Annotated in this window: 32 protein-coding genes; 19 read left to right on the forward strand and 13 right to left on the reverse strand. The window is 72.1% G+C overall.

What is annotated here, in order from left to right:
• Positions 1 to 8 precede the first annotated feature (8 nt).
• Together ACWEVP_RS13440 and ACWEVP_RS13445 are read left to right on the forward strand one after the other, a co-directional pair.
• Positions 9 to 884 (forward strand): carbon-nitrogen hydrolase family protein, encoded by an 876-nt coding sequence (locus ACWEVP_RS13440; protein ID WP_452062818.1) that lies wholly within the window; start codon positions 9 to 11, stop codon positions 882 to 884.
• Positions 881 to 2,206: an APC family permease gene (locus tag ACWEVP_RS13445; protein WP_452062819.1), complete on the forward strand. Its 1,326-nt coding sequence runs from the start codon at positions 881 to 883 to the stop codon at positions 2,204 to 2,206. Before ACWEVP_RS13440 ends, ACWEVP_RS13445 begins: the two co-directional genes overlap by 4 nt.
• A gap of 9 nt (positions 2,207 to 2,215) precedes the next feature.
• Here the strand turns inward: ACWEVP_RS13445 and ACWEVP_RS13450 are convergent, their stop codons facing one another.
• Complete coding sequence (locus ACWEVP_RS13450; RefSeq protein ID WP_086678307.1) at positions 2,216 to 2,968, reverse strand: acyltransferase; 753 nt, start codon at positions 2,966 to 2,968, stop codon at positions 2,216 to 2,218.
• Positions 2,969 to 3,020: 52 nt separating this feature from the next.
• Between ACWEVP_RS13450 and ACWEVP_RS13455 the strand changes: the two genes are divergently transcribed.
• The 5 genes from ACWEVP_RS13455 to ACWEVP_RS13475 all read left to right on the forward strand — a co-directional run bounded on the left by ACWEVP_RS13455 (position 3,021) and on the right by ACWEVP_RS13475 (position 7,294).
• Positions 3,021 to 3,983 (forward strand): nucleoside hydrolase, encoded by a 963-nt coding sequence (locus ACWEVP_RS13455; RefSeq protein WP_452062820.1) that lies wholly within the window; start codon positions 3,021 to 3,023, stop codon positions 3,981 to 3,983.
• 74 nt (positions 3,984 to 4,057) lie between these two features.
• Positions 4,058 to 5,137 (forward strand): C40 family peptidase, encoded by a 1,080-nt coding sequence (locus tag ACWEVP_RS13460; RefSeq protein ID WP_452062944.1) that lies wholly within the window; start codon positions 4,058 to 4,060, stop codon positions 5,135 to 5,137.
• A gap of 98 nt (positions 5,138 to 5,235) precedes the next feature.
• The gene (locus ACWEVP_RS13465) at positions 5,236 to 5,643 is read left to right on the forward strand and encodes a YciI family protein (RefSeq protein WP_436389096.1); all 408 of its coding nucleotides are present in this window, start codon (positions 5,236 to 5,238) and stop codon (positions 5,641 to 5,643) included.
• A 5-nt stretch (positions 5,644 to 5,648) separates the two neighbouring features.
• Positions 5,649 to 6,146, forward strand: coding sequence for a pyridoxamine 5'-phosphate oxidase family protein (locus ACWEVP_RS13470; protein WP_452062821.1), 498 nt, complete (start codon positions 5,649 to 5,651; stop codon positions 6,144 to 6,146).
• Between the two features lie 2 nt (positions 6,147 to 6,148).
• The gene (locus tag ACWEVP_RS13475) at positions 6,149 to 7,294 is read left to right on the forward strand and encodes an RNA polymerase sigma factor (RefSeq protein WP_452062822.1); all 1,146 of its coding nucleotides are present in this window, start codon (positions 6,149 to 6,151) and stop codon (positions 7,292 to 7,294) included.
• A 294-nt stretch (positions 7,295 to 7,588) separates the two neighbouring features.
• Here the strand turns inward: ACWEVP_RS13475 and ACWEVP_RS13480 are convergent, their stop codons facing one another.
• Both ACWEVP_RS13480 and ACWEVP_RS13485 read right to left on the reverse strand, forming a co-directional pair.
• A complete protein-coding gene (locus ACWEVP_RS13480; RefSeq protein WP_452062823.1) occupies positions 7,589 to 8,410 on the reverse strand; it encodes a hydrolase in 822 nt (273 codons plus the stop codon).
• On the reverse strand, positions 8,407 to 9,252 hold the full coding sequence (locus ACWEVP_RS13485; RefSeq protein ID WP_452062824.1) for an alpha/beta fold hydrolase: 846 nt from the start codon (positions 9,250 to 9,252) through the stop codon (positions 8,407 to 8,409). The genes ACWEVP_RS13480 and ACWEVP_RS13485 overlap by 4 nt, the downstream gene beginning before the upstream one ends.
• Positions 9,253 to 9,350: 98 nt before the next feature.
• Between ACWEVP_RS13485 and ACWEVP_RS13490 the strand changes: the two genes are divergently transcribed.
• A complete protein-coding gene (locus ACWEVP_RS13490; protein WP_364457611.1) occupies positions 9,351 to 9,722 on the forward strand; it encodes a winged helix-turn-helix transcriptional regulator in 372 nt (123 codons plus the stop codon).
• Between the two features lie 4 nt (positions 9,723 to 9,726).
• Here the strand turns inward: ACWEVP_RS13490 and ACWEVP_RS13495 are convergent, their stop codons facing one another.
• Positions 9,727 to 10,095 (reverse strand): VOC family protein, encoded by a 369-nt coding sequence (locus ACWEVP_RS13495; RefSeq protein ID WP_452062825.1) that lies wholly within the window; start codon positions 10,093 to 10,095, stop codon positions 9,727 to 9,729.
• 60 nt (positions 10,096 to 10,155) lie between these two features.
• Between ACWEVP_RS13495 and ACWEVP_RS13500 the strand changes: the two genes are divergently transcribed.
• The gene (locus tag ACWEVP_RS13500) at positions 10,156 to 10,788 is read left to right on the forward strand and encodes a winged helix-turn-helix transcriptional regulator (protein WP_452062826.1); all 633 of its coding nucleotides are present in this window, start codon (positions 10,156 to 10,158) and stop codon (positions 10,786 to 10,788) included.
• On the opposite strand, the gene ACWEVP_RS13505 is transcribed toward ACWEVP_RS13500, so the two are convergent.
• Entirely contained in the window at positions 10,778 to 11,629 is an 852-nt protein-coding gene (locus ACWEVP_RS13505) for an SDR family oxidoreductase (RefSeq protein WP_452062827.1), read from the reverse strand. The genes ACWEVP_RS13500 and ACWEVP_RS13505 overlap by 11 nt on opposite strands.
• Before the next feature lie 78 nt (positions 11,630 to 11,707).
• Here ACWEVP_RS13505 and ACWEVP_RS13510 point away from each other — a divergent pair, with 78 nt between their 5' ends.
• On the forward strand, positions 11,708 to 12,502 hold the full coding sequence (locus ACWEVP_RS13510; protein WP_452062828.1) for a helix-turn-helix transcriptional regulator: 795 nt from the start codon (positions 11,708 to 11,710) through the stop codon (positions 12,500 to 12,502).
• Here ACWEVP_RS13510 and ACWEVP_RS13515 read toward each other — a convergent pair.
• Positions 12,492 to 13,643, reverse strand: a complete 1,152-nt coding sequence (locus ACWEVP_RS13515) for an MFS transporter (protein WP_452062829.1) — start codon at positions 13,641 to 13,643, stop codon at positions 12,492 to 12,494. The two genes, ACWEVP_RS13510 and ACWEVP_RS13515, sit on opposite strands and share 11 nt — an antisense overlap.
• A 111-nt stretch (positions 13,644 to 13,754) precedes the next feature.
• Here ACWEVP_RS13515 and ACWEVP_RS13520 point away from each other — a divergent pair, with 111 nt between their 5' ends.
• The 6 genes from ACWEVP_RS13520 to ACWEVP_RS13545 are packed head-to-tail and all read left to right on the forward strand — an operon-like array spanning position 13,755 to position 18,439.
• Positions 13,755 to 14,150, forward strand: coding sequence for a YciI family protein (locus ACWEVP_RS13520; RefSeq protein WP_452062830.1), 396 nt, complete (start codon positions 13,755 to 13,757; stop codon positions 14,148 to 14,150).
• Positions 14,150 to 15,358, forward strand: coding sequence for an RNA polymerase sigma factor (locus tag ACWEVP_RS13525; RefSeq protein ID WP_452062831.1), 1,209 nt, complete (start codon positions 14,150 to 14,152; stop codon positions 15,356 to 15,358). The genes ACWEVP_RS13520 and ACWEVP_RS13525 overlap by 1 nt, the downstream gene beginning before the upstream one ends.
• A 39-nt stretch (positions 15,359 to 15,397) precedes the next feature.
• Positions 15,398 to 15,826, forward strand: a complete 429-nt coding sequence (locus ACWEVP_RS13530; protein ID WP_452062832.1) for a MarR family winged helix-turn-helix transcriptional regulator — start codon at positions 15,398 to 15,400, stop codon at positions 15,824 to 15,826.
• A gap of 41 nt (positions 15,827 to 15,867) precedes the next feature.
• Positions 15,868 to 16,443 carry a PadR family transcriptional regulator gene (locus tag ACWEVP_RS13535; protein ID WP_452062833.1) on the forward strand — a complete coding sequence of 192 codons (576 nt, stop codon included), beginning with the start codon at positions 15,868 to 15,870 and terminating at the stop codon, positions 16,441 to 16,443.
• 11 nt (positions 16,444 to 16,454) lie between these two features.
• Positions 16,455 to 17,894, forward strand: a complete 1,440-nt coding sequence (locus ACWEVP_RS13540; protein WP_452062834.1) for an FAD-dependent monooxygenase — start codon at positions 16,455 to 16,457, stop codon at positions 17,892 to 17,894.
• Positions 17,895 to 17,944: 50 nt separating this feature from the next.
• The gene (locus ACWEVP_RS13545; RefSeq protein WP_452062835.1) at positions 17,945 to 18,439 is read left to right on the forward strand and encodes a hypothetical protein; all 495 of its coding nucleotides are present in this window, start codon (positions 17,945 to 17,947) and stop codon (positions 18,437 to 18,439) included.
• 6 nt (positions 18,440 to 18,445) lie between these two features.
• Here the strand turns inward: ACWEVP_RS13545 and ACWEVP_RS13550 are convergent, their stop codons facing one another.
• Both ACWEVP_RS13550 and ACWEVP_RS13555 read right to left on the reverse strand, forming a co-directional pair.
• Entirely contained in the window at positions 18,446 to 18,964 is a 519-nt protein-coding gene (locus tag ACWEVP_RS13550) for a GNAT family N-acetyltransferase (protein WP_452062836.1), read from the reverse strand.
• Between the two features lie 10 nt (positions 18,965 to 18,974).
• A complete protein-coding gene (locus ACWEVP_RS13555; RefSeq protein WP_452062837.1) occupies positions 18,975 to 19,916 on the reverse strand; it encodes an SDR family NAD(P)-dependent oxidoreductase in 942 nt (313 codons plus the stop codon).
• Positions 19,917 to 20,080: 164 nt separating this feature from the next.
• Between ACWEVP_RS13555 and ACWEVP_RS13560 the strand changes: the two genes are divergently transcribed.
• On the forward strand, positions 20,081 to 21,046 hold the full coding sequence (locus tag ACWEVP_RS13560; RefSeq protein WP_452062838.1) for a chitinase: 966 nt from the start codon (positions 20,081 to 20,083) through the stop codon (positions 21,044 to 21,046).
• A gap of 69 nt (positions 21,047 to 21,115) precedes the next feature.
• Here ACWEVP_RS13560 and ACWEVP_RS13565 read toward each other — a convergent pair whose 3' ends face one another.
• Positions 21,116 to 21,391, reverse strand: a complete 276-nt coding sequence (locus ACWEVP_RS13565) for an AMED_5909 family protein (RefSeq protein WP_452062839.1) — start codon at positions 21,389 to 21,391, stop codon at positions 21,116 to 21,118.
• Positions 21,392 to 21,735: 344 nt separating this feature from the next.
• Here ACWEVP_RS13565 and ACWEVP_RS13570 point away from each other — a divergent pair, with 344 nt between their 5' ends.
• Positions 21,736 to 22,572 carry a GntR family transcriptional regulator gene (locus ACWEVP_RS13570; protein ID WP_452062840.1) on the forward strand — a complete coding sequence of 279 codons (837 nt, stop codon included), beginning with the start codon at positions 21,736 to 21,738 and terminating at the stop codon, positions 22,570 to 22,572.
• A gap of 10 nt (positions 22,573 to 22,582) precedes the next feature.
• Positions 22,583 to 23,245, forward strand: a complete 663-nt coding sequence (locus tag ACWEVP_RS13575; protein ID WP_452062841.1) for a YdcF family protein — start codon at positions 22,583 to 22,585, stop codon at positions 23,243 to 23,245.
• Between the two features lies 1 nt (position 23,246).
• Here the strand turns inward: ACWEVP_RS13575 and ACWEVP_RS13580 are convergent, their stop codons facing one another.
• The 4 genes from ACWEVP_RS13580 to ACWEVP_RS13595 all read right to left on the reverse strand — a co-directional run bounded on the left by ACWEVP_RS13580 (position 23,247) and on the right by ACWEVP_RS13595 (position 26,543).
• Positions 23,247 to 24,092 (reverse strand): LysR family transcriptional regulator, encoded by an 846-nt coding sequence (locus tag ACWEVP_RS13580; RefSeq protein WP_452062945.1) that lies wholly within the window; start codon positions 24,090 to 24,092, stop codon positions 23,247 to 23,249.
• Between the two features lies 1 nt (position 24,093).
• Positions 24,094 to 24,474, reverse strand: a complete 381-nt coding sequence (locus ACWEVP_RS13585) for a DUF427 domain-containing protein (protein WP_452062842.1) — start codon at positions 24,472 to 24,474, stop codon at positions 24,094 to 24,096.
• 62 nt (positions 24,475 to 24,536) lie between these two features.
• A complete protein-coding gene (locus ACWEVP_RS13590; RefSeq protein ID WP_452062843.1) occupies positions 24,537 to 25,301 on the reverse strand; it encodes an HAD family acid phosphatase in 765 nt (254 codons plus the stop codon).
• Between the two features lie 81 nt (positions 25,302 to 25,382).
• Positions 25,383 to 26,543, reverse strand: coding sequence for a THUMP-like domain-containing protein (locus ACWEVP_RS13595; protein WP_452062844.1), 1,161 nt, complete (start codon positions 26,541 to 26,543; stop codon positions 25,383 to 25,385).
• Position 26,544 lies beyond the last annotated feature (1 nt).

The raw sequence follows: 26,544 nt of genomic DNA on the forward strand, positions 1-26,544 counted from the left end.
TTTCGTCCATGCCGCGACCCCTGCCGATCGCCCTGGTGCAAGCGCCGCCCCGGCCCGCGGGGGACGGCGGGTTCGCGGGCGAGGTCGAAGTCGTCCTTCGCCGGTTCCCGGACACGCGGCTGGCCGCGTTCCCCGAGCTGCACCTCTGCGGCGTCGACGGCGAAGGCGACGAGCGCACGCGCCGGCTCCGCGAAGCCGCCGAGCCGGTGCCCGGAAAACGGACCACGGAACTCGCCGAACTGGCCGGCGACCTCGGGATCTGGCTCGCGCCCGGCACCGTTTGCGAAGAAGGCGACCACGGCGAGCTGTTCAACACGGCCCTGGTCTTTTCCCCGCGAGGCGAGCTGGCCGGCTGGTACCGCAAGGTCTTCCCCTGGCGGCCGCACGAGCCGTACGACCCCGGCGACCGGTTCGTCGTCGCCGACCTGGCCGACGCCGGCCGCGTCGGGTTCTCAATCTGCTACGACGCCTGGTTCCCCGAGGTGACCCGCCACCTCGCCTGGATGGGTGCCGAGCTCGTGCTCAACCCCGTCCAGACGACCACCCCCGACCGCGCGCAGGAGCTCGTCCTCGCCCGGGCGAACGCCATCGTCAACCAGGTGTTCGTCGCCAGCGTGAACACGGCCGGGCCGTTCGGCATGGGCGACAGCCTGCTCGTCGGGCCCGAAGGCGACGTCCTCGGCGCGTTGCCGGGAAACGACGACGGCGTGCTCGCCCACACCATCGACCTCGACGAGGTCGCCCGCGTCCGCCGTGACGGGACCGCCGGCACCAACCGCGTGTGGGCCCAGTTCACCCCCGCCGACGCTCCGCTGGAGCTACCGCTCTACCAGGGCCGGATCGACCCGGACCGCTGGAGCCCACGAGAAGGAGACGCCCGATGACCACCACGGCCGCGGCCCCGGCGACCCTGCAGCGCCGGCTCGGCCTGCCCGGCGTCGTCCTGTTCGGGCTCGCCTACATGGCTCCGCTGATCGTGCTCGGCACCTTCGGCATCGTCGCGACCACGACCGAGGGCACGGTGCCCTCGGCGTACCTGCTCGCGCTGGTCGCGATGCTGTTCACCGCCGCCAGCTACGGGAAGATGGCCGCCACTCACCCCGTCGCCGGCTCGGCCTACACCTATGTCCGGAAATCGGTCGACGCGCGCGCCGGGTTCCTCGTCGGGTGGGCGGTGCTGCTCGACTACTTCTTCCTGCCGATGGTGATCTGGCTGATCGGCGGCGCCTACCTCGCCGCCGAGTTCCCCGCCGTGCCCCAGTGGATCTGGTTGATCACTTTCATCGTGGTGACCACGATCCTCAACGTCCTCGGCATCAAGATCGCCGAAAAGGCCAACTTCGTCCTGATGGCCTTCCAGATCCTGGTCATCGGCTTCTTCGTCGTTCTTTCGGTCAAGCAGGTGCTGCACGTCGGCGGGTCGCTGGCGAGCACGCAGCCGTTCTTCCACCCGGGCAGCACGCTGGGCACGATCTCCGGCGGCGCCGCGCTCGCGACGTACTCCTTCCTCGGCTTCGACGCCGTCACGACGTTGACCGAAGAGACGACCGAGCCACGCCGCACGATCCCCCGCGCCATCCTGCTGACCGCGCTGATCGGCGGCGGCATCTTCGTCGTGCTCGCCTACTTCACCCAGCTCGCGCACCCCGGCAGCGCGTTCACCGACGAGTCGTCCGCCGCGTTCGAAATCGCGACGACGATCGGCGGCAACCTCTTCGCGTCCTTCTTCCTCGCCGGCCTGGTGGTCGCGCAGTTCGCGTCGGGCATCGCCGCGCAGGCGAGCGCGTCGCGGCTGATGTTCGCGATGGGCCGCGACGGCGTGCTGCCGCGCGTTTTCGGCAAACTGCAGCCGCGGTTCGCCACACCGGTGTTCGGGATCGTCCTGACCGGGCTCGTCGGGCTGGTCGCGCTGGCGCTGGACGTCAGCACGTCGACGTCGTTCATCAACTTCGGCGCGTTCACCGCGTTCACGTTCGTCAACATCAGCGTGCTGGCGACGTGGCTGCGCGACCGATCCGGGAAACGCGTGCTGACCTGGGTGATCTTCCCCGTGGTCGGCGCCGTGGTCGATTTGTGGCTGCTGGTGAACCTCGACGGCATCGCGCTGGTCTTCGGGCTGGTCTGGCTGGCGATCGGCATCGTCGTCCTGGCGGCGATCACCCGCGGCTTCCGGCGGCCGCCGCCGGAGATGGCGTTCGAGGACTGAGGCCGGCGCCTACTGCTCGAGGGTCTTCTGCAGCGCCTTGTTCGCCTTCCGCGCCATGTCCGCGACGGCCTCGCGACGAGCCGCGTCGGCCGCGTAGTCCTCTTCGCGGTTGCGCACGACCCGGGCCGGCGCGCCGACCGCGATCGAGTAGTCCGGGATGTCGCCGCGGACGACCGCGTGCGCGCCCAGCACCGAGCCGCGGCCGATGCGCGTGCCCTTCAGGACGCTGACCTTCGTGCCCAGCCACGTGTCCGGGCCGATGCGCACCGGCGACTTCACGATGCCCTGGTCCTTGATCGGCACGTGGATGTCCGCGATGACGTGATCGAAGTCACAGATGTACACCCAGTCGGCGACCAGCGTCGCCGCGCCGAGCTCGATGTCGAGGTAGCAGTTGATCACGTTCTGGCGGCCGAACACCGACTTGTCGCCGATCCGCAGCGAACCCTCGTGGCAGCGGATCGCGTTGCCGTCGCCGATGTGGACCCAGCGGCCGATCTCCAGCCGCCCGTAGCCCGGGCGGCAGTGGATCTCGACGTCCTTCCCGAGGAAGAGCATCCCGCGCAGGATGATGTGCGGGTTGGCGAGCCGGAACTTGAGCAGCCGGTAGTACCGGACCAGGTACCAGGGCGTGTACGCGCGGTTGCGCAGCACCCAGCGCAGCGAGTCGGCGGTCAGGAACTTCGCCTGCCGCGGGTCCTGCCGCGCGCGGCGCCAGGCCCGCACCCGCGACAGCGCGGGCGCACCCCACATCGACGTCATGCCCGTGACCGTAACCTGTGTACGGGACGGGTTCACGGGCAAGGGGAGCTGGATGGGCACGAAGCTGATCATCGACACCGACCCGGGCGTCGACGACGCGCTGGCGATCGCGCTGGCCGCGCTGTCCCCGGACGTCGACCTGCTGGGCGTGACGTCGGTTTTCGGCAACGTTCCCCTCGACCGCACGACGGCGAACGCGCGGCGGTTGCTGGAGCTGTTCGGCCGCACCGACGTGCCCGTCGCCGCCGGGGCGTCACGGCCCCTGGTCTATTCGAAACCACGCGACGCGAAAGAGGTCCACGGCGGCGACGGCCTCTCGGGCCACTCCTACACGCTGCCCGAGGCGACGCGTCCCCTCGAAGAGCGCGACGCCGTCCGCCTGATGGCCGACATCCTGGAGTCGTCCGACGAGCCGGTGACGATCGCCCCGATCGGGCCGCTGACGAACATCGCCGCCCTGTTCGCGGCCCACCCGGGTGTCGCCGCGAAGATCGGACGGCTGGTCATCATGGGCGGCGGCGTGACCTTCGGCAACAGCACGACCGCCGCCGAGTTCAACATCTGGAGCGACCCCGAATCGGCCCGCCGCGTGCTGGTCGAGGAGGACGTCCCGGTCGTGCTCGTGCCGCTCGACCTCACGCACCGCTGCGCCGTCGACGGCGAGTGGCTGGCCAAGCTCGCGGCGTCGGGGCCGGTCGGCGCCACCCTCGAAGGCCTCACCTCCACCTACCGGCAGCACTACACGCGCGTGTTCGGCGAAGACCGGATGGTCATGCACGACGCCGTCGCGGTCGCCGAGGCCGTTTCGCCGGGAATCCTCCACACCGAGACCTACCGCGTCGACGTCGACTGCGGGCTGGGGCCGGCGCGCGGGCAGACGCTCGTCGACCGGCGGAAGCTCGGCGAGGACGATCCTCAGTTCAGTCCCGGTCGCCCGATCGAGGTCGCGATGGACACCGACCTCGACGGCCTGCGCGGCTTCGTCCTCGACCGGCTGACCGGAGCCGCGCGGTGAGCGAAGAGCCCGAAGCCGCGCCCCAGGAGAAGGTCGAGGAGAAGGTCGAGCCGCGCCGCCGGAGAACCGCCGTCGTGGTGGCCGCGGTGGTCGTGGTCGCCGCCGCGCTCGTGGTCGGCGTCCAGTTCGCGCCGAAGCAGGAGCAGGAGACGACGAACGCGGCCGCGACCAGCACGGCGACGCCGTCTGCCGCGAAAACGACCACGCCCCCGCAGACGACGTCGGCGCCGCCGAAGGTGCCGGAAGCCAGCGAGTTCGACGCCTGGGCGTCCAAGACCAGCCAGTGGCTCGACGTCCCGTTGCGCGCGATGGTCGGCTACGCGAAGGCGACGACGAAAATCGGCAAGGACATCCCCGGCTGCCACCTCTCCTGGGTGACGCTCGCCGCGGTCGGAAAAGTGACCACGGACCACGGCCGCGCCCACGGTGGCCGGATCGGGACGACCGGCGTGCTCGACAAGCCGCTCGGCACGATCGAGGTTCGCGACTTCTACGACAAGGTCGTCTCGACCGCGAACGCCGCCGGGCCGATGCAGCTCTCCCCCGCGCTCTGGGCGAAGTACCAGGCGAGCTACGCGGGTGGGAAGCCCGATGTCCAGAACATCGACGACGCCGCGCTGACCACCGGCCGCGCGCTCTGCGACGGCGGGACCGACCTGTCCCAGGGCCAGCCGTGGTGGAACGCGGTCGCGAAGCTGCAGTCGGCGCCGCTGTTCCTGCACCGGACGCTGGCGACGGTCAACGTCTACGGCACGGTCGGCCAGGGCTCGGCCGCGCCGAACCCGGCGGTGCTGAGCGCGGTGAACTTCGCCATCGACAAGATCGGCCTCCCCTACATCTGGGGCGGCAACGGCACCGGCGGCAACGACCCGGGCTTCGACTGCTCCGGCCTGACGACGGCGGCGTACGGCAGCGCCGGCGTCAAGCTGATGCGCACGGCCGACACGCAGTTCCGCAGCGTCCCGCACGTGACCGATCCGCAGCTGGGCGACCTGATCTTCTACGGCGAGCCGTCGACGAAAATCCACCACGTCGGCCTCTACATCGGCAACCAGCAGATGATCGACGCGCCGCAGACCGGCCAGGCCGTGCAGGTCCACTCCTACCGCCGGGACGGCGACGACTACGCCGGAGCGGGCCGCCCGACCGCCTGAAAAGTTCTTCCGGCGGCGATGTCGAGAACGCGCCACCGGCTGCGTCCCCGGTGCGAACGCGGCCAAGATGGGCCGCACCCGCACCGAGGAGAACGACGATGGCCAAGTACCTGCTGCTGAAGCACTACCGGGGCGCCCCGGCTTCGGTCAACGACGCACCCATGGACCAGTGGACGCCGGAGGAGATCTCGGCCCACGTCAAGTACATGGAGGACTTCGGGAAGCGGCTCGAGGAGACCGGCGAGTTCGTCGAGCACCGGGCGCTCGCCCCGCAGGGCACCTGGGTCCGGTTCGACGGCGAGGGGCGCCCGCCGGTCACCGACGGCCCATTCGCCGAGACGAAGGACCTCATCGCGGGCTGGACGATCATCGACGTCGACAGCTACGAGCGCGCCCTCGAGCTGGCCGCGGAGCTGTCGGCCGCCCCGGGCAAGGGTGGCGAGCCCGTCGCCGAATGGCTCGAACTGCGGCCGTTCTGGGGTCCGGCGACCACCATCACGGAGTGACGGCCATGGACCGCGACGCCATCGACGAAGTCCTGAACCGCCCGCTCAGCCGGGAGCTGCTGGCCCGTGACCTGACGCGGCTCGCCTACACCGCCCTCGACGGCACCCCGCGGTCGATCCCGATCGCGTTCACCTGGAACGGCGCGCAGCTCGTCCTCTGCACGTCGACGAACGCGCCGAAGCTGCCGGCGCTGCGCCGCAACCCGGCCGTCGCCCTGACGATCGACACCGAGGTGCACCCGCCGAAGATTCTGCTCATCCGCGGCACGGCCGAGCTGGACGTGGTCGACGGCATCCCGGACGAGTACCTGCGGTTCAACGGCACCTACGAGATGACGCCCGAGCAGCGCGTGGAGTGGGAGGCGGGCGTGCGGTCGCTTTACGACGGCATGGTCCGCATCGTGGTCACGCCCACCTGGGCGAAGCTGATCGACTTCGAGACGACGCTGCCGTCGGCCGTCGAGGAGCTCGTCCGCCGGCGCGACGAGCGCCGGGTGGGGTGAGTGTGGACGAGGTTCTGCTCCGCAGCCTGACACCGCACGTGCTCGGGATCCTCGTCCGGCGCGGCGCCGACTTCGCGTCGGCCGAGGACGCCGTGCAGGACGCGCTGGTGGAGGCACTGCGCGTCTGGCCGGCCGATCCGCCGCGTGACCCGAAGGGCTGGCTGGTCACGGTGGCGTGGCGCAAGTTCCTCGACGCGGCCCGGTCGGACAGCGCCCGCCGCCGGCGCGAGGACGTCGTCGACGTCGAGCCGGCGCCCGGGCCGGTGTCCACGGTGGACGACACGCTCCAGCTGTACTTCCTGTGCGCGCACCCGTCGCTGACGCCGTCTTCGGCGGTCGCGCTGACGCTGCGTGCGGTCGGCGGGTTGACCACGCGCCAGATCGCGCAGGCGTACCTGGTTCCCGAAGCGACCATGGCGCAGCGGATCAGCCGGGCGAAGCGGACAGTCGCGAAGGTGCGGTTCGACCAGCCCGGCGACGTCGCGACCGTGCTGCGGGTGCTCTACCTCGTCTTCAACGAGGGCTACTCGGGCGACGTCGACCTGGCCGCCGAGGCCATCCGGCTGACCCGGCAGCTCGCGGCCGCGATCGATCACCCGGAGGTCGCCGGCCTGCTCGCGCTCATGCTGCTGCACCACGCGCGGCGGGCCGGCCGGACCGCGGCGGACGGCAGCCTGGTGCCGCTCGCCGAGCAGGACCGCGGGCGCTGGGACACCGCGGCGATCGCGGAGGGCGTCGAGATCCTGCAGGCGGCGCTCGCCCGTGACCGGCTCGGCGAGTTCCAGGCCCAGGCGGCCATCGCGGCCCTGCACGCCGACGCGCCCACGGCAGGCGAGACCGACTGGGTGCAGATCGTCGAGTGGTACGACGAGCTCGCGAAGCTGACCGGCAGCCCGGTCGTCCGGCTGAACCGCGCGGTGGCGGTGGGCGAGGCGGACGGACCCCGCGCGGGGCTCGCGGCCCTCGCGGAAGTGGACGACACGCTGCCCCGGCACACGGCGGTCGCGGCCTACCTCCACGAGCGCGACGGCGACCTGGTGACCGCGGCCCGGCTGTACTCCGAAGCGGCCGGGAAGGCGCCGAACCTGGCCGAGCGGGACCACCTGACCCGGCAGGCCGCGCGGCTCAACACCCTCCTGCGCGGCTGACGCACCGCTCAGGTCCAGCTCCGCGCCCTCGACACCACCTGCGCGGGTGATGCGCCGCGCAGGTCTGGGCCCGCGCCCTCGACACCCACCCGCGCGGCCGACACGCCACGCAGACCCCGGACCCGCCCCTCGACACCCGCCTGCGCGGCTGATGCACCGCTCAGGTCCAGTCCCGCGCCTTCGACACCACCTGCGCGGGTGATGCGCCGCGCAGGTCTGGGCCCGCACCCTCAACACCCTCCCCCGCCGCCGACCCGCCACGCAGGCCACGGATCCGCAAACACCCTGCGCGCTTCAGCCGAGGTGGTCGTTTTCCCCGCTCACCCAGGCGATGTACCGCTCGGCCGAGCGGCGGACCGCGCCCTTGGCGTCGCCGACGACCGTTCCGCCCAGCAGGCCGTAGAGGCGGTCGAACTCGTACGGTTCCAGCCGGTCCACGATCCGGCGCACCAGGCCCGCCGACAGCGGGATCCGGTTGGGGTAGCTGCGCATGAACGTTACCCAGCCGGCCGCCGCCACCGGGACCATCGTGTCGCCCACCAGCAGGGTGCCGCCGGTCTCGTTGGCGAGGTGCGCCACCGCGGCGCCGGGGAAGTGCCCGCCCGCCTCGACCAGCGTCACGCCCGGCAGGATCCGCTCGGTGCCGGACCACTCGCGCAGCACCGGGTCCTCGCGCCGCACCCACCGCCGGTCCGCCGCGTGCACCAGCACGGGGACGCCGCCGAGCCGGTGGCTCCAGCTGACCTGGGAGCCGTACATGTGCGGGTGGCTGGCCACGATCACCGCGGCACCGCCCAGTTCGTCGATCCGGGCGGCGAGCGCCGCGTCGAGGTGGTTCGGCGGGTCCCACAGCAGGTTGCCCTCGGGCGTCCGCACCAGGTGGGTCCACTGGCCGATCCCGAACGACGGCTCCCGGTTGAACCGGTGCAGCCCCGGTTCCAGCTCTTCGTGCACGACTTCGTGCGCGCCGGCCGAGAGGCCGGCCAGGGTCGTCCACACCTGGCCCGACGCGGGCACCCACTGGCGGTCGTCGGCGCAGATGGCGCAGTCGCCGGCCGGGGGTCGTTCGGTGTCGGGGTGCTCGACCCCGCAGGTTCCGCAGATCCAGATCGTCACGACGCCAGTGTCGGAGCTCCAGCCTGGTCGAGGTCAAGGAACGGCTCCAGCAGCGGGAGCAGGGCGTCCGGCCGGTCGAGCGGGATGATGTGCCCGCAGTCCTCGACGAGGTGGGTCACGAGGTCGTCGGCGACGGGCCGCAGCTGGCGGGCGAGCGCGTCACCCACCGGATGCGCGCCGATCGCCATCGTGGGCACCGTGAGCCGGCCCGCCGCGACGGCGTCCGCGATCTGCCCGGCGCTGACCGGCATCGCGCGGTAGTGCTCGAACGCGGCACGCAGGGCCTCCCGCCCGGTGTACGCGGCGACGAAGTGGTCGCGGAGTTCGCGCGGCAGCCCGCGACCCCGCGTACCCGCGTTGAGGAACCAGTCGACGTACTCGCGTTCGTGTCCGGTCAGGACGGTCTCGGCGAGTTCCGGGACGGCGTGGAACCCGAACCACCACGGCGGCCCGCCCGCGAGGAAGTCCTCGGCGCCGGGAAGGCGGCCCAGCAGCGACTCCATCAGGACGAGCCGGCGGACGCGCCCGGAACGTCGCATGGCCAGGAGGAACGCGGGCGGCGCGCCGGCGTCGATGCCGACGACGGCCGCCGCCGGCTCGCCCAACGCGTCGAGGAGCGCTTCGGCGTCGGCGGCGAGGGTCCCCGCGTCGTAGCCGTGCGGCGGGCGTTCCGACTCGCCGAGCCCGCGCAGGTCCGGTGCGATGACGCGGTGGCGCCGCGCGAGGTGCGGGACGACTTCGGCCCAGAGCTGCCGGGTGTGCGGGAAGCCGTGCAGCAGCAGGACGGCCGGGCCTTCCCCGGTGACCGTGACGCCGACTTCGATGCCGTTCACCCGCAGCATGACTCTCCCCGTGCAGTTACCATTGGTTACCAGCAAACCGTAGGTAACTTCCGACCGGCCGCCAAGACGGCACTTCCCCGACAGGTGGTGAGCTCCAGGTGACCCCCTCCCCGCGCGGCGACCTGTTCGACCCGGCCTGCCCGACGCGCCGGCTGCTCGACCGGATCGGCACGAAGTGGACGTCGATGGCGGTCAAGGTGCTGGCCGAGGCGGACCCGCGCGAGGTGCGGTTCGCCGAGCTCCAACGGCGGATGCCCGGGGTCTCGCAGAAGATGCTGTCGGTGACCTTGCGCTCGCTGACCGGCGACGGCCTGGTCGCCCGCCGCGTCGAGCCGACGGTGCCGCCGAAGGTCCACTACCGGCTCACGGACCTGGGCCGGTCGCTGGAGGTTCCGCTGGCGGCGTTGCGGAACTGGGCGGAGGAGAACATGGCGGCGATCGACCGGGCCAACGCGGCCGCGGCGGACTGACTCCTCAGGCCGGGCCCGCGAGGCCGATCAGATTGCCCTCCGGGTCGGTGAAGTGGGCGACGACCAGGTCGCGCCCCGGCGCGCGGTCCGGGCCCATCCGGCGGGTGCCGCCGAGGCGTTCGGCTTCGGCCAGCGCCGCCGCGACGTCCGGGACGCCCACGTAGAACACCACGTGGCTTCCGTACCCGGCGCCGCCGCCGACACCGCCGGGGATGCCGTCCGTTTCCACGAAGCCGTAGTTGCCCGCTTCCGACACCTGGGCCGACACCGGCCCCGACGTGTCGTACTCCCAGCCGAACAGCTCGCCGTAGTACCCGCGAAGCCGCGCCGGGTCGGTTCCGATGATCTCGAAGTGCACGACCGGATTGCCCATGGCGGCCACCGTACGCCGGTCTAGTTGTTAAAAACAACCAGCAAGTTGTAGATTACGACCATGCCGACGAGCCGCAGCTACGGGGACGCCTGCACGATCGCCCGCGCGCTGGACGTCGTCGGGGAACGCTGGGCGCTGCTCGTCGTGCGCGAGCTGCTGCTGGGGCCGCAGCGCTTCTCCGACGTCCGCCGCGCGCTGCCGGGCGCCAGCTCGAACCTGGTCACCGACCGGCTCCGCGAGCTGGAAGGCCACGGCGTAGTCGCGCGCCGGAAGCTGCCGCCCCCGGCGGCCTCGACGGTCTACGAGCTGACCGGATGGGGCCGTGAGCTGGAGCCGGTCGTGCTCGCGCTGGGCACGTGGGGCTCCCGGCTCTCCCTTCCCCCGTCGGCACACCTGGGCACGACGTCGGTGCTGCTGTTCCTCCGCGGCTTCGCCCGCCCGCGGTCGACGGCGTGCCACCGCGTCGAACTGGACAGTCGCGTGTGGACGGTCCGCACCGAACCGGGCCTGCTGACGGTCGAGCCGGGCGAGCCCGCCGCGCCGGACGCGACGATCCGGACCGACCCGCCGACGTTGAACGCGCTGCTCGAAGTCCCCTCCGACCTGGACGCGGCGATCGCCGACGGCCGGGTGACGATCGACGGCGACCACAAAGCGGTCCGGCGGCTGCTGCGCGAAACGCTCAGCGCGTGAACGCGGCGGCGTGGTCGGCGGCCCACTCGGCGAAGCTCCGCGCCGGCCTGCCGGTGACCTCCCGGACCGTCTCCGTCGTCGTCTGCGGCCGGTCCACCAGCGCGGCCAGCCGCCGGATCCGGGCCTCGACCACCTCGGCCGAGCCGACCCGGCCGAGCCCGCGGGCCTCGAACGTCGCGGAAAGCTCCCGGCGGTAGTCGTCGAGGTCCTGGACTTCGACGCGGACCGGCTCTCCGGTCACCCGGCCGAGCACGGCTGCCTGCTGCCGCACGGTGAGCGATTCGGGCCCGGTCAGCGAGTACACCGCCCCGAGGTGCCCGGCCGACGTCAGCGCGCGAGCGGCGACCGCGGCGATGTCGGCTTCGTGGACCAACGCCGAATGCGACTCCGGGAACGGGTCGCGCACGACGCCGGCGCGGACGGAGTCCGCCCACAGCAGCCGGTTGGCCGCGAACCCGCCGGGGCGCAGGAACGTCCACGGCAGCCCCGAATCCCGCACGGCCTGCTCGGCTTCGCCGTGGGCGCGGGTGATGGCGTCCGCCGAGCCGGGGTCCGCGCCCAGCGCGGACAGCAGCACGACCTGCGTCAGGCCCGTCGCCCGGGAGAGGAACCCGCCGAGGCCGGCCGTGCCCGCGTAGAGGAACGCCTTCGTGACGCCGGCCAGCGCCACGTCCCAGCCCGCCGGCCGTGCGAGGTCGGCCGCGACCACCTCGACCCCGGCGGGCAGCCCCGCCCGGCCCGGGTCGCGGCCGGCCGCGCGGACGTCGTGTCCGGCTTCGAGCAGTTTTCCCACCAGCGCACGCGCGACGTTCCCGCGGGCGCCGGTCACCAGAATCGTCATGGCGCAAGGCTCGTCCCGCGCGCCCGGACCGGGGTAGGCACTGGCGGTACCACCCCGCGCCGGGGTGATGATGGAGTCGTGGACAGGGTGGAGCTGAGCGGGTTCCTGCGCAGTCGCCGCGCCCGGCTGCAACCGGCCGACGTCGGCCTGGCGCCCGGCCCGCGGCGGCAGACGCCGGGGTTGCGACGCACGGAGGTCGCACTGCTGGCCGGTATTTCCGTCGACTACTACGTGCGGCTCGAACAGGGCCGCGGGCCCCGGCCGTCCGAGCAGGTCCTCGCCGCGCTCGGGCGCGCGCTGCGGCTGACCGGCGACGAGCACGCGTACCTGCTGCGGCTGGCGCGTCCCGCTCCCGCGTCCGCGCCGCGGCCGGTGCCCGGGAACGTGCTGCGGCTGCTCGACCGCCTCGGCGACGTGCCGGCGATGGTGATCGACGCAGGCTACGACCTGGTGGCGTGGAACCGGATGCTGGTCGCGCTGATCGGCGACCCGGCCACGTGGCCGCCGCGGCGGCGCAACCGGCTGCGCCGGCTGTTCGACACCGGCGACGCGATCACCGGCAACCGCCTCGAACTGGCCCGGCTGTGCGTCGCGGACCTGCGGGCGAGCGGGCGCTACCCGGCCGATCCCGCTGTCCGCGCGCTCGTCGACGACCTTCTGGCCGAGAGCCCGGAGTTCGCCTCGCTGTGGGCGGCACGGGAAGTCGTCGTGCAGCGGACGCTGACCAAGCGGACCGTGCACCCGGTGGCCGGCCCGCTGGAACTCGACTGCGAGATCCTCGCGGTGCCCGGCCACGAGCACCGGCTCCTCGTCTACACCGCGGCGCCCGGCACTCCGTCCGCCGACGGGCTGAAGCGGCTGCTCAGCGCGTGAGCGCCGCCTCGCGCACCCGCAGCGACGGCGCCAGGACCAGGATCCCGGACGTCACCACGACCGCCGACGACAACGCCCAGTGCAGCCCGATCCGGGTCGCCAGCGCGCCCACCAGCACCGGCTCCACCAGGAACCCCAGGTAGCCGCACGCGGCGACCGCCGCCACCGCGCGGCCCGGCGCGTCCGCCTGTTTGCGGCTCGCCACGCTCCACGCGATCGGCACGATCCCGGCCACGCCGAGCCCGACCACCGCGAAGCCGAACACCCCCGCCACCGGCCACGGCGCCGCCAGGACCACGGCGAACCCCAGCACCGCGACCGTGGTCGCGCTCCGGACGAACCGCACCGCGCCCACGCGGCCCACGATCCGGTCGGCGACCAGGCGGACCGCGATCATCGTCCCGGAGAACGCGAAGTAGCCCAGGGAGGCGAGCGCGGGCGTGGCGCCCGTGACGTCCGCCAGGTACACCGCGCTCCAGCTGTTGACCGCGCCTTCGGCGACGAACCCGCAGAACGCGATCACGCCCAGCGGCACCAGCGCCCGGCTCGGCCACGCGAACGCCGTGTCGCCTTGGCCGCGGTCGGCCCCGGTCAGAAAGAGCGCTCGGCCCCACAGCGCGAGGGCGAGCAGCGCCGCGCCGGCCACCGGGAAGTGCACCGAGACCGGGACGTGCAGGGCCTCCATCAGCGCGTCGACGCCGGAGCCCGCGAGGCCGCCGATGTTCCAGAACGCGTGGAAGCCCGCGAAGATCGGCCGCCCGTAGCCCTCCTCGACGCGGGCCGCGTGCGCGTTCATCGCGACGTCGAGCAGGCTGTTGCCCACGCCGAGCACGACCAGCGCGGCCACGAACACCGGCGCCGACCAGGCGAACGCCACCAGCGGCAGCCCGCCGCACAGCACGGTCGCGCCGAGCGCGACCGCCGCGCGACTGCCGATCCGGGTGAGCAGCGCTCCCGCACCGAGCAACGCGACCACCGCGCCGAAGGCGAGGCCGAACAGGCCCGCGGCCAGCTGTCCCGTGGTCAGCCCGAGCTGCTCCTGCACCGCCGGCACCCGCGCCAGCCAGGTGGCGAACGCCGCCCCGCACACGGCGAAGACGACCGAAACTCCCCGGCGCGCGCGTTTCAGTTCCCCCGTCACGTCCCGCGATTATCCTGATCTCCCGAAAAACCGGCGAACCATGTAGAGACCGCGGGCCGGGCTCCGTCCTTTCCCGTGAACGCGCCGCCGGGGCGCGGGAAGGAGCCGATCATGGCGAAGTACATGCTGCTGATGAGCTACACCGCGGGCGAGGGCTGCGACCTGCCGATGGGCGAATGGCCGCCGGAGGACATCCGGGCGCACATCGACTTCCAGCACGCGCTCGACGCCGAGCTGCGCGACAAGGGCGAGCTCGTCGACGCCCAGGGCCTGGCCGGTCCCGACCTGGCGAAGACGGTCGTCGCGGACGGCCGGACCAGCCCCGTGGTCACCGACGGGCCTTACCCGGAGGGCAAGGAGCTGCTGGCCGGCTACTGGATCGTCGACGTCGAGAGCGAAGAGCGCGCGCTGGAGATCGCGGCGAAGGCGTCGGCCGCACCCGGGCCGGGCGGGGTGCCGATCCGGCAGCCGATCGAGGTCCGCCAGGTGATGAGCGCGCCCGCCTGATGGCCGCCGACGTGGTCGAGGACCTGCTGCGGACGCTCGCGCCGCAGGTCCTCGGCGTCGTCGCGCGGCGCTTCCGCGATTTCGACGCCGCGGAGGACGCCGTGCAGGAGGCGCTGCTCGCGGCCGCGCGGCACTGGCCGTCCGACGGCCTGCCGGACAACCCGCGCGGGTGGCTGCTCCAGGTGGCCGTGAACCGGCTGACCGACCAGCTGCGCAGCGACCAGGCCCGGCGCCGCCGGGAGGACGCGGCGGCGCTGGAACCCCCGCCGGCCGATGTCCCGGATCGCGACGACACCCTCGTCCTGCTGTTCCTGTGCTGCCACCCGGCGCTGACACCGGCATCGGCGATCGCGTTGACGCTGCGCGCGGTCGGCGGCCTGACCACGGCCGAGATCGCCGGGGCGTTCCTGGTCCCGGAAGCGACGATGGCCCAGCGGATCAGCCGGGCGAAGGCGCGGATCAAGGCGTCGGACGTCCCGTTCCGGCTGCCCGCCGCCGACGAGCGCGAAGCCCGGCTGCGGTCCGTGCTGCACGTGCTCTACCTGGTGTTCAACGAGGGCTACACGAGCAGCGCGGGCGGGCGCCTGCACCGGACCGAGCTGTCCGGCGAGGCGATCCGGCTGACGCGGCTGCTGCACGCGATGCTGCCGGACGACGGCGAGGTCACCGGGCTGCTGGCGCTGATGCTGCTCACGGACGCGCGGCGCCCGGCGCGGACCGGGCCGTCCGGCGAGCTGGTGCCGCTGGCCGAGCAGGACCGGACGAAGTGGGACCGGGGGCAGATCCGGGAAGGCGTCGCGCTGGCCACGGCGGCGCTCGCGCTCGGCGACGCCGGCGAGTATCGGCTGCAGGCCGCGATCGCCGCCGCGCACGACATCGCGCCGCGCGTCGAGGACACCGACTGGGACCGGATCCTGCGGACCTACCGGCTGCTGGAGCGGTTGACGGACAACCCGGTGGTGACGCTCAACCGCGCGATCGCGACGGCGATGGTGCACGGCCCCGCGGCCGGGCTCGCGCTGCTGGAGACGCTGGAGCTGACCGGGCACCGGCTCGACGCCGTCCGTGCCCACCTGCTGGAGCTGGCCGGCGACGTCGGCGCCGCCGTCCGGCACTACGACGCCGCGGCGGCGCGGACGACGAACACCCCGGAACAGCGTTACCTGCTGACGCGGGCCGCGCGGCTGCGGGAGAACGCCCGGAGCTGACCGCGCTCCGATGTCAGGTTCCTGCGTAAGGTTCCTGTCATGAGCCAACTCCCGTCCGCCGGCCGGCCCGGCTACCTGATCAAGCGGGCCCAGCAGGCGCTCCACCAGGCCTGCACCGACCGGCTGCGGCCGATCGAGTTGTCGATGTCGCAGTACGCCGTGCTGCGCGCGCTCGAGGAGCACCCCGGCGCGTCGTCGGCCGAACTGGCCCGGATCACGTTCGTCACGCGGCAGTCGCTGCGGGACGTCCTGGGCGGGCTGCGCTCGGCCGGCCTGGTCACCGTCGCGGAGCAGGCGAGCAGCGGCCGGGCGCGACCGGTCGCCTTGACCGCGGCCGGGCGCGCGAAGCTGCACGCCGCCGACGAACTGATCACGCGGGTCGAAGAGGACATGCTCGGCGACCTCTCGGGCGATCAGCGGCGTTACCTGGCCGATCTGCTGAACACGTGCGTCGCCAACCTGACTTGACGAGCGCCGTATAGTCGGTTCCGAGTAATAGGGAGCGACTAGTGCCACCACGCAAGATCCGCAACACCCTCGCGCTGGCCCTGCTGGGCCTGCTGCTGGAACGCCCGATGCACCCGTACGAGATGGCGTCGACGCTGCGCGAGCGCTACAAGGACAGCAGCTTCAAGATCAACCCCGGCTCGCTCTACGACACCGTGGAGTCGCTGGCGAAGCACCGCTGGATCGAGCCGGTCGAGACGGTCCGGGAGGGCAACCGGCCGGAGCGGACCGTCTACGCGCACACCGAACTCGGCCGCCAGGAGTTCATCGCCTGGCTGGACGAACTGGTCCGCGAGCCGGTCGCCGAGTACCCGAAGTTCGTCGCGGCGGTGAGTTACCTCGGGGCGCTGGGCCCGGACCGCGCGGCCGACGCACTCGAAGAACGCGCCCGGCACCTCGCCGAACGCATCGAGGGCGCGAACACCGCCCTCGACGAGACCGTCGGCCAGGGCGCGCCACGGCTGTTCATGATCGAAGTCGAGTTCGTCCGGCACGCGTGGCAGGCGGAGCTCGACTGGGCCCGCGCCACCGCCGCGGAGATCCGCGCCGGCTCGCTGTCCTGGCCCGACCACTTCTGAGGGGAACACGAATGCCCGAGACCGACGTCCTCGTCGCCGGGGCCGGCCCCGCCGGCCTGCTGCTCGCCGCGGAGCTCGCGCTGGCGGGCGTCCGCACCACGATCGTCGAACGCCTGCCCGCGCGGCCGCCGTACTGCCGCGGCTTCAACCTCAACTCGCGGTCGCTGGACCTGCTGGCCCGCCGCGGGCTGGCCGAGGGCCTGGTCGCCGAAGGGCACCAGGTGCCGCACGCGCCGGTCACCGGCCTGCCCGGGCCGCTGCTGCTCGCCGGCGCGGCCACCGACCACCCGTTCTCGCTGGGGATCCCGCAGACCCGCGTCGAGGAGGTGCTGGAGGGCCGGGCCGCCGACCTCGGCGTCGAAATCCTGCGGGGGCACGAGCTGCGGTCGTTCACGCAGTCGCCGGAAAGCGTTTCCAGCGTCGTCCACAATGGACGATTCGGCCGCACGATCACCGCGCGCTACCTGGTGGGGTGCGACGGCGGGCGCAGCACGGTCCGCAAGCAGGCCGGAATCGGCTTCCCGGGCGTCGACGCGCGCTGGTATGCACTGCTCGGCGACGTCGAATGCGAGCTGCCGTACGGGGTTTCGGCGGGCCCGGACGGCCGGACGCTGTTCGTCATCCCGCGGCCGGGGTACGTGCGGGTCGTGGTCCGGGAGGACGACCCGCCCGCCGACAAGTACGAACCCGTGACGCTGGAACGGCTCCAGAACCAGGTGGACGCGGTGCTGGGGCGGCACGTCGAGCTGCGGTCGCCGCGCTGGCTGACCCGCTTCGGCGACGCGGCGCGCTTGGCGTCGAAGTACCGCGAAGGCCGGGTGCTGCTGGCGGGCGACGCGGCGCACATCCACCCGCCGGCCGGGGCGATCGGGGTGAACGTGGCCCTCGACGACGCGTTCAACCTCGGCTGGAAGCTGGCGGCGACGGTACTGGGCACGGCGCCGGAGGGGTTGCTGGACACCTACCACGCCGAGCGGCACGCGGCGGGCGAACGGATCCTGGCGAACACGCGGGCACAGGTGGCGGTCGAAGAAGCGGGGGCCGAACCGTGGGCGGACCTGCTGCGGCGGGTGGCCGCGCACCCGGCGGGGAACCGGGCGCTGGCGGAGATCATCACGGGGCTGGACGCGCGGTACGAGCCGGGCGGGCATCCGTGGCTGGGGCGGTTGGCGCCGGACGTGCCGCTCGTGGTGGACGGCCGGGCGACGCACTTGGCCGCGTTGCTGCATCCGGGACGGTTCGTGCTGGTGGACCTGGCCGGGGCGTTCGCGGCCTGGTCGGCCGCGGTCGAGGTCGTCACCGCGGCAGCTCCGTCCACTTCGGACGTCGGCGCCGTGCTGCTGCGGCCGGACGGTCACGTGGCCTGGGCGACTTCCGGCTCGGACGAGGAGGGGCTGGCCGAGGCGGTGCACCGCTGGATCGGCGACGTCCCGGTTCCGGCGCCGGCCTGATCACGGCGCCGAGCGCGTATCCTCGGGCCGGGGAACCTGGGGAGCGGCGTATGCGGGGACGCTATTGGCTACCGGTGGTGTACGCGCTGGTGGCGGGCGGGCTGTGGCTCGCCACCGGCTACTGGCCGTGGCTGCTCTGGGCGGTCCCGATCGCCCTCTTCCTCACGACCGCGCTGATGCTGTCGGGCTACAGCAGCGAATTCACGGTCCGCAGGCGGTGGCGCGAAATGCGGAAGCTCGCCGACCGGATCGGCGCCCGCGACGGCGAACCGGTGCGGGAAAGCCGGCGCCGCTGGGCTGTCATCGGGCACCAGGCCTCGATGAACTTCCAGACCATCCGCCCCGGCACCGAAACCGAGGTCCGCCGGGCGCTGGTGGGCAAAGCCACCGCCGCCGGGTACGCGCGGACCAACTCCGGTTACTTCAGGACAGCACGAGGCAAGGTCCTGCTCGGGATTTCGGTCCGGCGAGAGACGGCCTACCCGATCGTCATCCCCGAGGGGCACGTCCACGTCGAGATCTCGATGATCGAGTCGATGGGGTGAGAGCGGTCAGCGCGGGCGGTCCAGGACCGCCCGCTGCTCGACCCGGCCGTCCAGCGTGAACCGGCTGTGCGGCACGAACCCCAGCTTCTCCACCACCCGCGCCGAAGCCTTGTTCGCCGGTTCGTACACCGCCAGCAGCCGGTCGGTGAACCCCGACGAAAACACGTGGTCCCGCACCGCCGCCGTCGCTTCCGTCGCGTAACCCCGGCCCCAGCCCGACGGTGCGATCCACCAGCCCATCTCCACCGCCGGCGAACCCAAGCCCGACTCCGTGGCGCCGCGGCGGACCAGCGACACCACCCCGTCGAACGAGCCCGGCGCCGCCGAAACCGCGAACCAGCCGAAACCGTGGGACGCCCAGTGCGCCAGCGTCGCCTGGTGCTTGGCGAGCGTGTACTCGCGGGTCCACGGCTCCCCCGTGCCCACGTACCGAACCGTCTCCGGAAGCCGGGCCAGCGCGAACAAGCCGTCGAAGTACTCCTCGGCCCACTGGTGCAGCGTGAGCCGTTCCGTGGTGATCAACACCAGCGACAGTCTAGGCGTGCGCGGTCTTCCCGCCATCGATCACCAGCTGCGCCCCGGTCAGGTAAGGGAAGTCGCCCGAGGCCAGCGCCAGAGCGAAGACCGCGATCTCGTCCGCCGTCGCCATCCGCTTCAGCCCCGGCACGTTCGTCTTCGCCCAGTTCGCGGCCATCGCGTCCCACACCGCGTCCGGCACGTTCATCGCGCCGCCCGCGCGGCGCACCAGTTCCGTGTTCGTCGTTCCGGGAACCAGCGCGTTGACCCGGATGCCCCCGTCGGCGTAGTCGAGCGCCGCGGTCTGGACCAGCCCGACCAGGCCGCGTTTGGACGCCGTGTACGCGCCGCGGCCGGCGTCGGTGGCCAGCGCGTTGGACGACGCCGTGACGACCACCGTCCCGCCACCCGCCGCCAGCAGGTGCGGGACCTCGTACTTCAGCGCCAGGAAGTTGCCGCGCAGGTTCGTGCCGACGACGTCGTCCCACTCGGCCGCGGTGTACTCGTGCAGCGGCTTCTGGATCGTGACGCCCGCGTTGTTGAAGCACACGTGGAGCCCGCCGTACTTCGCCGCGACCGTGTCGACAAAGCGCTTCACGTCGTCTTCGGACCGGACGTCGGCGCGCACGTACGTCGCTTCGCCACCCGCTTCCCGGATCCGGCGCTCGACCTCGGCGCCGAGGTTTTCGCGACGCCCGCAGAAGCCGACTTTCCCGCCTTCGGCCGCGAACCGCACCGCGGCCGCGCGGCCGATCCCCGACGTCGCCCCGGTGACCAGCACGACCTTCCCGGCGAAGCGCCGCGCCGCCGACGGGCCGATCAGCGGCGTCGGCGCCCCGCCCTGCACGAACGCGACCCCACCGGCGACGCCGGCGACCGCGCCCACCCCGGCGGCGATCCCGCCGGTGGCCAGGAGCCGGCGACGGCTGTAGCGGCGGGGTTCCTCGTTGTTCTCGCTCATGCCCCCAGCGTGGCGGGAACGCGCGCCGCGGCCATCTGTCGAACCGACCGGTGTTCACCACCGGTCACCGCCCGTTCGGCCGATGGTCCACACCAAGGTTAATGGTCTATACCAATCAGGTCAGGAAATCCCGCCGCCGCGCTCGTCGTCGTGGAGGTTCCACCATGCGTCTCCGTTCCCTCTTGGCCGCCGTGGGCGGCCTCGCCCTGCTCGCGACCGGCACGTCCGTGCCCGCCGAGGCCGCCGCCGGCTCGCCGATCCCCGTCGGGCCCTACGTCGACATGGGCGCGTGGCCCACCCCCAGCCTGTCCGGGATGTCCGCCGCCAGCGGCGTCAAGGGGTTCACGCTCGCCTTCGTCAACTCCTACGGCTGCAAGGCCAGCTGGTTCGGCGCGTACGACCCGCGCACCGCGTGGCAGAAGGACGAGATCACCAAGATCCGGAACGGCGGCGGCGACGTCAAGATCTCCTTCGGCGGCGCGTCGGGCATCGAGCTGGCACAGGCGTGCAGCACGTCCGCGCAGGTTGCGGCCGAGTACGACGCCGTCGTGAAGGCGTACGGCCTGAAGTACGCCGACTTCGACATCGAGGGCGCGGCGATCGCGGACCCGACGACGATCGCCCGCCGGTCGCAGGCCTTGAAGACGCTGCAGAACAACAACCCGGGCCTGAAGATCTCGCTGACGCTGCCGGTGCTGCCGACCGGCCTGACCACCGACGGCCTCAACGTCGTCAAGTCGGCCAAGGACGCGGGCGTGAACCTCGACCTCGTGAACATCATGGCGATGGACTACTACCAGGGCGCGGGCGACCAGGGCGCGAAAGCGATTTCCGCGGCCAAGGCGACACAGGCGCAGCTGAAGTCGCTGTACGGGCTGAGCGACGCGGCGGCGTGGAAGAAGGTCGGCGTGACCCCGATGATCGGCGTCAACGACTCGCAGAACGAGATCTTCTACCAGAAGGACGCGAAGGCACTGGTGGCGTTCGCGAAGACGGTCCACCTGGGCATGCTGTCGTTCTGGGAGGCGGGCCGCGACGCGAACGCGTGCACCGGCGCGCTGTACAAGTGCACCAACGTGCCGCAGTCGCCGTACGAGTTCGCGAAGATCTTCGCCGGGTACACCGGCTGAGTCACCAGCGGGCGGCGTCCGTGAGCAGTGCGTCCCGCACCGCCGCGGGCCCCGCCCGGCCGGGCTCCGTCAAGCTCGAGGCGGCACCCCTTCTCGTCCGTAGTCGGATTTCCACTCCGGTTCCGCCGTCAGTCGCTCGACCTCGCGAAGCTCCCGGCCGAACCAGTACAGCGCCTCGTGGTGGTGGCCCCGGTCGAGATCGGCGACCGCCCGGTACATCCGCGCGTTCGCTCGCCGGAACTCCACCCACACGCTCACCGCCGCCGCCCGAGACGGCATCCGCGCACAGGAATCTTCGTGGGCCTCCCTCAACGTCCGCGGCCATTGGTCGTCAGCAGCGCTCATCGCGCCCTCCCGGATCAGGCGCTCGACCTGCCAGCACCTCCGCCAGTTCTCCGACTCCGTCACGAAGCCGGAGGAGGAACGCCACACAGGCCGGCCACTCCTCCGGCCCTCCAGGCACCCCCAACGACACCGGAGGACCCGTTCCGGCCACCACCAGCACCGGCGGGTTCTCTCGTTCCGGCCCGGTTTCCTCTACAGATACCGAATCCTTGGCACCGACCGTCCAGGTCACTCCCGTGACCGGGGACCACTTGGCTGTCGCCACCACCGCTCCCCTCCCGATCGCAATAGAGATAGTTCTATTCAGACATTTTGCGGGAGAGCAGTCAATAGAAGTACCTCTAATGCGTCACCTGGACCCTACGGCGTCACTAGAGATAGCGTTATTGGCGTCGGCAAGCGAGGAGGATTGTGTGGGCACCGGCTACCGTGAACTGGCAGGCATCCTGCGGGAGGCCATCCAGCGCGGTGACTATGCGCCGGACACGACCTTGCCCAAGCAGCACGAGCTGGCAGCCGAGTTCGGCGTCAACGTCAACACCGTCCGGAAGGCGATCGGCGTCCTCGACGCCGAGGGGCTGGTCACCCCGATCCGCAGGCGCGGCACCGTCGTCCGCGCCCGGCCACCGCTGAAGCGGCTGGGCACGGATCGCTACGCCAAAAGCAAGTGGAAGCACGGCGATGTCGTCGCCTTCGCCGCTGATCGTGAGGTTTCCGGTCGAGACTGGAAACCGGCCGACCAGACTCAGACGGTCACGAAAGTCGAAGCCGACCCGGAAGTCGCGGAAGCGCTCAGCGTGGCGGTGGGCTCGCCGGTGTACGAGCGTGCCCGGCTGGTGACCGACGCCGGTCAGCCGACTCACACTCTGACCAGCTACTACCGGCCGGCCGACGTCGAAGGCACTCGCCTCGTCGATCCGGCGCCCGGCCCGGCCGGTCGCGGCGGCGGGTTCCTGATCCTCACCCTCCAGGGGCTCGAACCCGACACCATGACCGAGACCGTCCACGCGCGCATGCCCACTCCGGACGAAGTCGTCCGGCTGCGGCTCCCGGCCGGAGAGCCGGTGATGGTCCTGCAGCGACGCACTTTCACGAGCGATGGACGAGTCGTCGAGTTCGCCCGCGGCGTGCACGCCGCCAGCCGGTTCTCGTGGACGTACACCTTCAAGATTCCCGACTGACGGAGTGTCGATGCCCGAGCGCACCGCGTCCCTGCCCGACTCGCTCCGCGCGGATGTCGAAACGCTTTGGGACTACCACGACATGCACCACGAACCGCGGCCTGCGGACGTGGGTATCGGTCTCGGGAGTCACGACCTCGGCGTCGCCACCTGCGCCGCCCAGCTCTTCGAAAGCGGCATGGTCCCCCTCATCGTGTTCACCGGGGCCAACGCCCCGACAACGATCGACCGGTTCCCTCGCGGCGAAGCCGCGCACTACCGCGAACACGCGATCGCAGCGGGTGTGCCGCCGGAGGCGATCCTCGTGGAACCCCGCGCCCGGAACACCGGCGAGAACATCACCTTCACGCGCCGGGTACTCGCCGAGCACGACATCGAGGCCGGCTCGATCGTGCTGATCTCCAGGCCATACCAACAGCGGCGCGCCTACGCGACCTGCCGGAAGCTCTGGCCGGAGGTCACCGTCACCTGCGCCTCGCTCGCCCTGCCGCTCGACGAGTACGTCGCGGCGATCGGGGACGCCGACCGCGTCATCACCATGCTCGTAGGCGACACCCAGCGGATCGACGTCTACGCCGAAAAGGGATTCGCGATCAGGCAGGAAATGCCGGACCGCGTACGCGACGCCTACGACCGGCTGGTTTCCGCGGGGTACACGGCACGGCTCGTCTGAGTCACCAGCGGGCGGCGTCCGTGAGCAGTGCGTCCCGCACCGCCGCGGGCCCCGCCCGGCCGGGCTCCGTCCGCGTCACCACGAACAGCGTGTTGATCGGGGGCTCCTCCGGCTCCAGCAGCGCGACCAGCGACCCCGAAGCCAGCTCGGCCGCGCACAGGTACCGCGGGAGCACGCTCACCCCGAAGCCGGCCAGCACGCTCGCCAGCACGCCCCGCAGGTCCGGGACGACCACCGCCGGCCCGGACGGTGGCCGGACGCCCAGCACCGAGCGCCAGTAGCGGCGGATGATCGGCAGGTCCTCCGCGTACGCCACCAGCGGTGCCGACCGGGGGTCGCCCGTGAAGCCGCGGGGGCCGACCAGGACGAACTCCTCGTCCGTCAGCGGGGTCGCCGTCAGACCGCGGCCGCGCGGGCGGATCGTCGAGACGACCAGGTCGAACCGGCGCTGTGCCAGGCCCGCCAGCAGGTCGTCGGCCAGGCCGAACGTCACCCGCAGCCGCAAGCCCGCCGACACCAGGCCCGCCAACGCGGGCAGCACCCGCATCGTCGTCAGCTCGGCCGGCCCCGCCAGGTGCACCGGCGCGGCGAACGGGTCGGCTTCACCGACCGTCAACGCGGAAAGCGCGTCCACGTGCGGGGCGATGCGGGCCGCCAGCTCGTCGGCCGCCGAGGTCGGGGTCACGCCCCGCGCCCGGCGGACGAACAGCTGCTGGCCGAGCTCGTCCTCGAGGGCTCTGACCTGCGCGGTCACCGTCGGCTGGGACAGACCCAGTGACGGTGCCGCGCCGGTCAGCGATCCTGCCCGGTGGACGGCCAGGAACGTCCGCAGCAGATCGAGGTCCAGCTCAGTCCTCGACCAGCTCGATCGAGTCCACGACGTTCGGGTAGAACGCGACGTGGTCCTTGATCGGCGCGACCGCGTCGTACGGCTTCTCGTACGTCCAGACCGCGTTCTCGCCCTTCACCTCACCGGCGTTCAGCGAGTAGTAGCTCGCCTCGCCCTTGTAGGGGCAGTACGTCTCGTGGTCGGTGCGCTCCAGCACGGCCGCGTCGACGTCGGCCAGCGGGATGTACTGGACCGCCGGGTACGTGGACTCCTGCAGGGTGAACGCGTTGCGGCTGTCCGCGATGACGCGCCCGCCCGCCTTGACCACCACGCGCGCCTTGGTCGGCTCGACGGTGATCGGGTGGTCCGGGCCCGGGACCAGCACCTTCTTCTCCGGCATGTCAGCTCCTCGAGAGAATCGTGTACCATGAGCAGCACCCCGGGCCCGGCCGTTATTCCGGCTCAGGGCAAGTAGTACATCGGGTTCGGCAGCTTGATCGGGCGCAGCGCGTAGCCGCCCTCGAGGTCGCTGAACTGGTCGCCGACGTTGAGCACGATCTTCGCGCCGGTCGCCTCGATGTGCGCCCGCGTGCCCGACTTGTACTGGACGGTGTTGCAGGTCAACCCGCACGGCAGGTAGTCGGGCGCGATGGTCTTCGGCTTGAAGAACGCCCCCGCCGGCGCCGGGTAGCCCTCGTTGGCCAGGTTCTTGAGCGACTGCGGCCCCTGGAACTCGTTGCGGCCGGTCAGGAAGTACAGCTTGACGCCGCGCTGCACGGCCCAGTTGGCCAGCTCCAGCACCGGCTTGTTGGCGACGAACGTGCCGTTGTCGATCGCCTGCTGCTGCTTGACCGGGTCGAAGCCGAAGTCGTTGTCGGCCTCCCAGCCGAAGGTGATCTCGGAGGTGTCGTCGACGTCCAGCACGATCGCCGGGTTCTTCACCTTGCCGAGCTGCTGCTGCAGGTAGCGCTTCGCGTCCGAGACGACCCGGTTGCTGTCCTTCGCGAACTGGCTGGTCTCGGAGTAGTGGTGCTTGCCCGCGGCGTCGAGGTAGTCGCCGTAGTAGGCCTTGACGTCGTTCTTGACCTGGCCGATGTTGGCCGGCTCCTTCGAGCGGGCGGCGGTCGCGTCGTCCGATCCGGCGAGCGCGGTCGCCCCCGAGGCGACGGTGGCGCCGATGGCCGCGGCGGCGGCGAGCTTGACGAGACTTGACCATTTTCCGGACACGGCGAACCCTCCAGTGGAACTTGACGACCTGGGGAACCTACGTCACGTTCACCGGGAGTTCCACCCCTCGAAAGTTTCCGTTCACCTCTCGGCGCGGCAGAGGAACGCCACCGGCGAGCGCCCGATCCGCGTCAGCACCACCGAAGCTTCCGCGCCACCACGGGGTTTCAGCCGCCGCCGCAGCGCGTCCGGGTCGACGTCCAGGCCGCGCACCAGGATTTCCAGCCGTCCGACGTCGTGTCGCTTGAGGACGGCTTTGAGCGCCTTCTCGGTGTACGGCCCGTGTTCCAGGACGCGGAAGGCCCGCACGCCCGGCGGCGGAGTGTCACCGGTCAGGTACGCGATGCGTTCGTCCAGCTGCCACAACCCGTGCCGCGCCGCGTAGTGGCGGACCAGCCCGGCCCGGACGACGGCGCCGTCCGGGTCGACGATCCACTCCCCCGGCTCCCGCATGGGCAGTTCGTCCGGTTCGGCGTCGGTGACCGTCCACTGTGTCCCGTCCGAGCGCAACACCGTCGCCCGGCGCGTGACGCCGGTGCCCAACCCGCGCCAGAGGCACGATTCGCGGACCTGGCCGTCCAAGGACACCAGTTCGACCTCGTCCGCCCACGGCGTGAGCGCGAAATCGAGGCCGGGCGCGCACTTCACGGACAGCGCGCGTCCCGGGTAGGCGTCGACCAGCCCGTCCAGGGGCGGGGCGAAGTCCGCGGGTTTCCACGCGCGGCGTCCGGCCGAGTCGCGGCGAGCCGGGTCGGCGACGACGACACCGGAGCGGCTCACCGGAGCCAGCGCGTCCGCCCGGGCCAGCCCGAAAGCGACACCCGCGACGGATCCGTTGTGCCGGGCCATCTCCAGCCGCACGGCGTCCAGATCGGACCCGAGCGCCCGCCGCGCCACCCGGGCGATCTCGACGAGGTCGGCGCCGACCGAGCACGTGACGTCGTGGACGTCGAGCCCCGCCAGCCGAGCCGCCCGGTGCCGCGCCACGATCGAAGCGCTCGCCTGCTGCAGCGCGTCGGAGGTGAACAGCCAGTCCACACCGGACAGTTTGCCGACCGCTTTCCGTCGCAGCAGCACAGTTTCCAGCACGGCGGCCGCGTGCTCCTCGCCGACCAGGCGGCGCACTTGGGCGACCGATGCGATCCGATCGGTCAGCGGCAACGACGAAACCTCGGCGACCGCCGCCGCACCCGCGTCGGAACGCAGGTAGGCGACGTCGCCGAGGCTGAAGGAATAACCCAAC

The organism is Amycolatopsis sp. NPDC003865, from assembly GCF_053605345.1.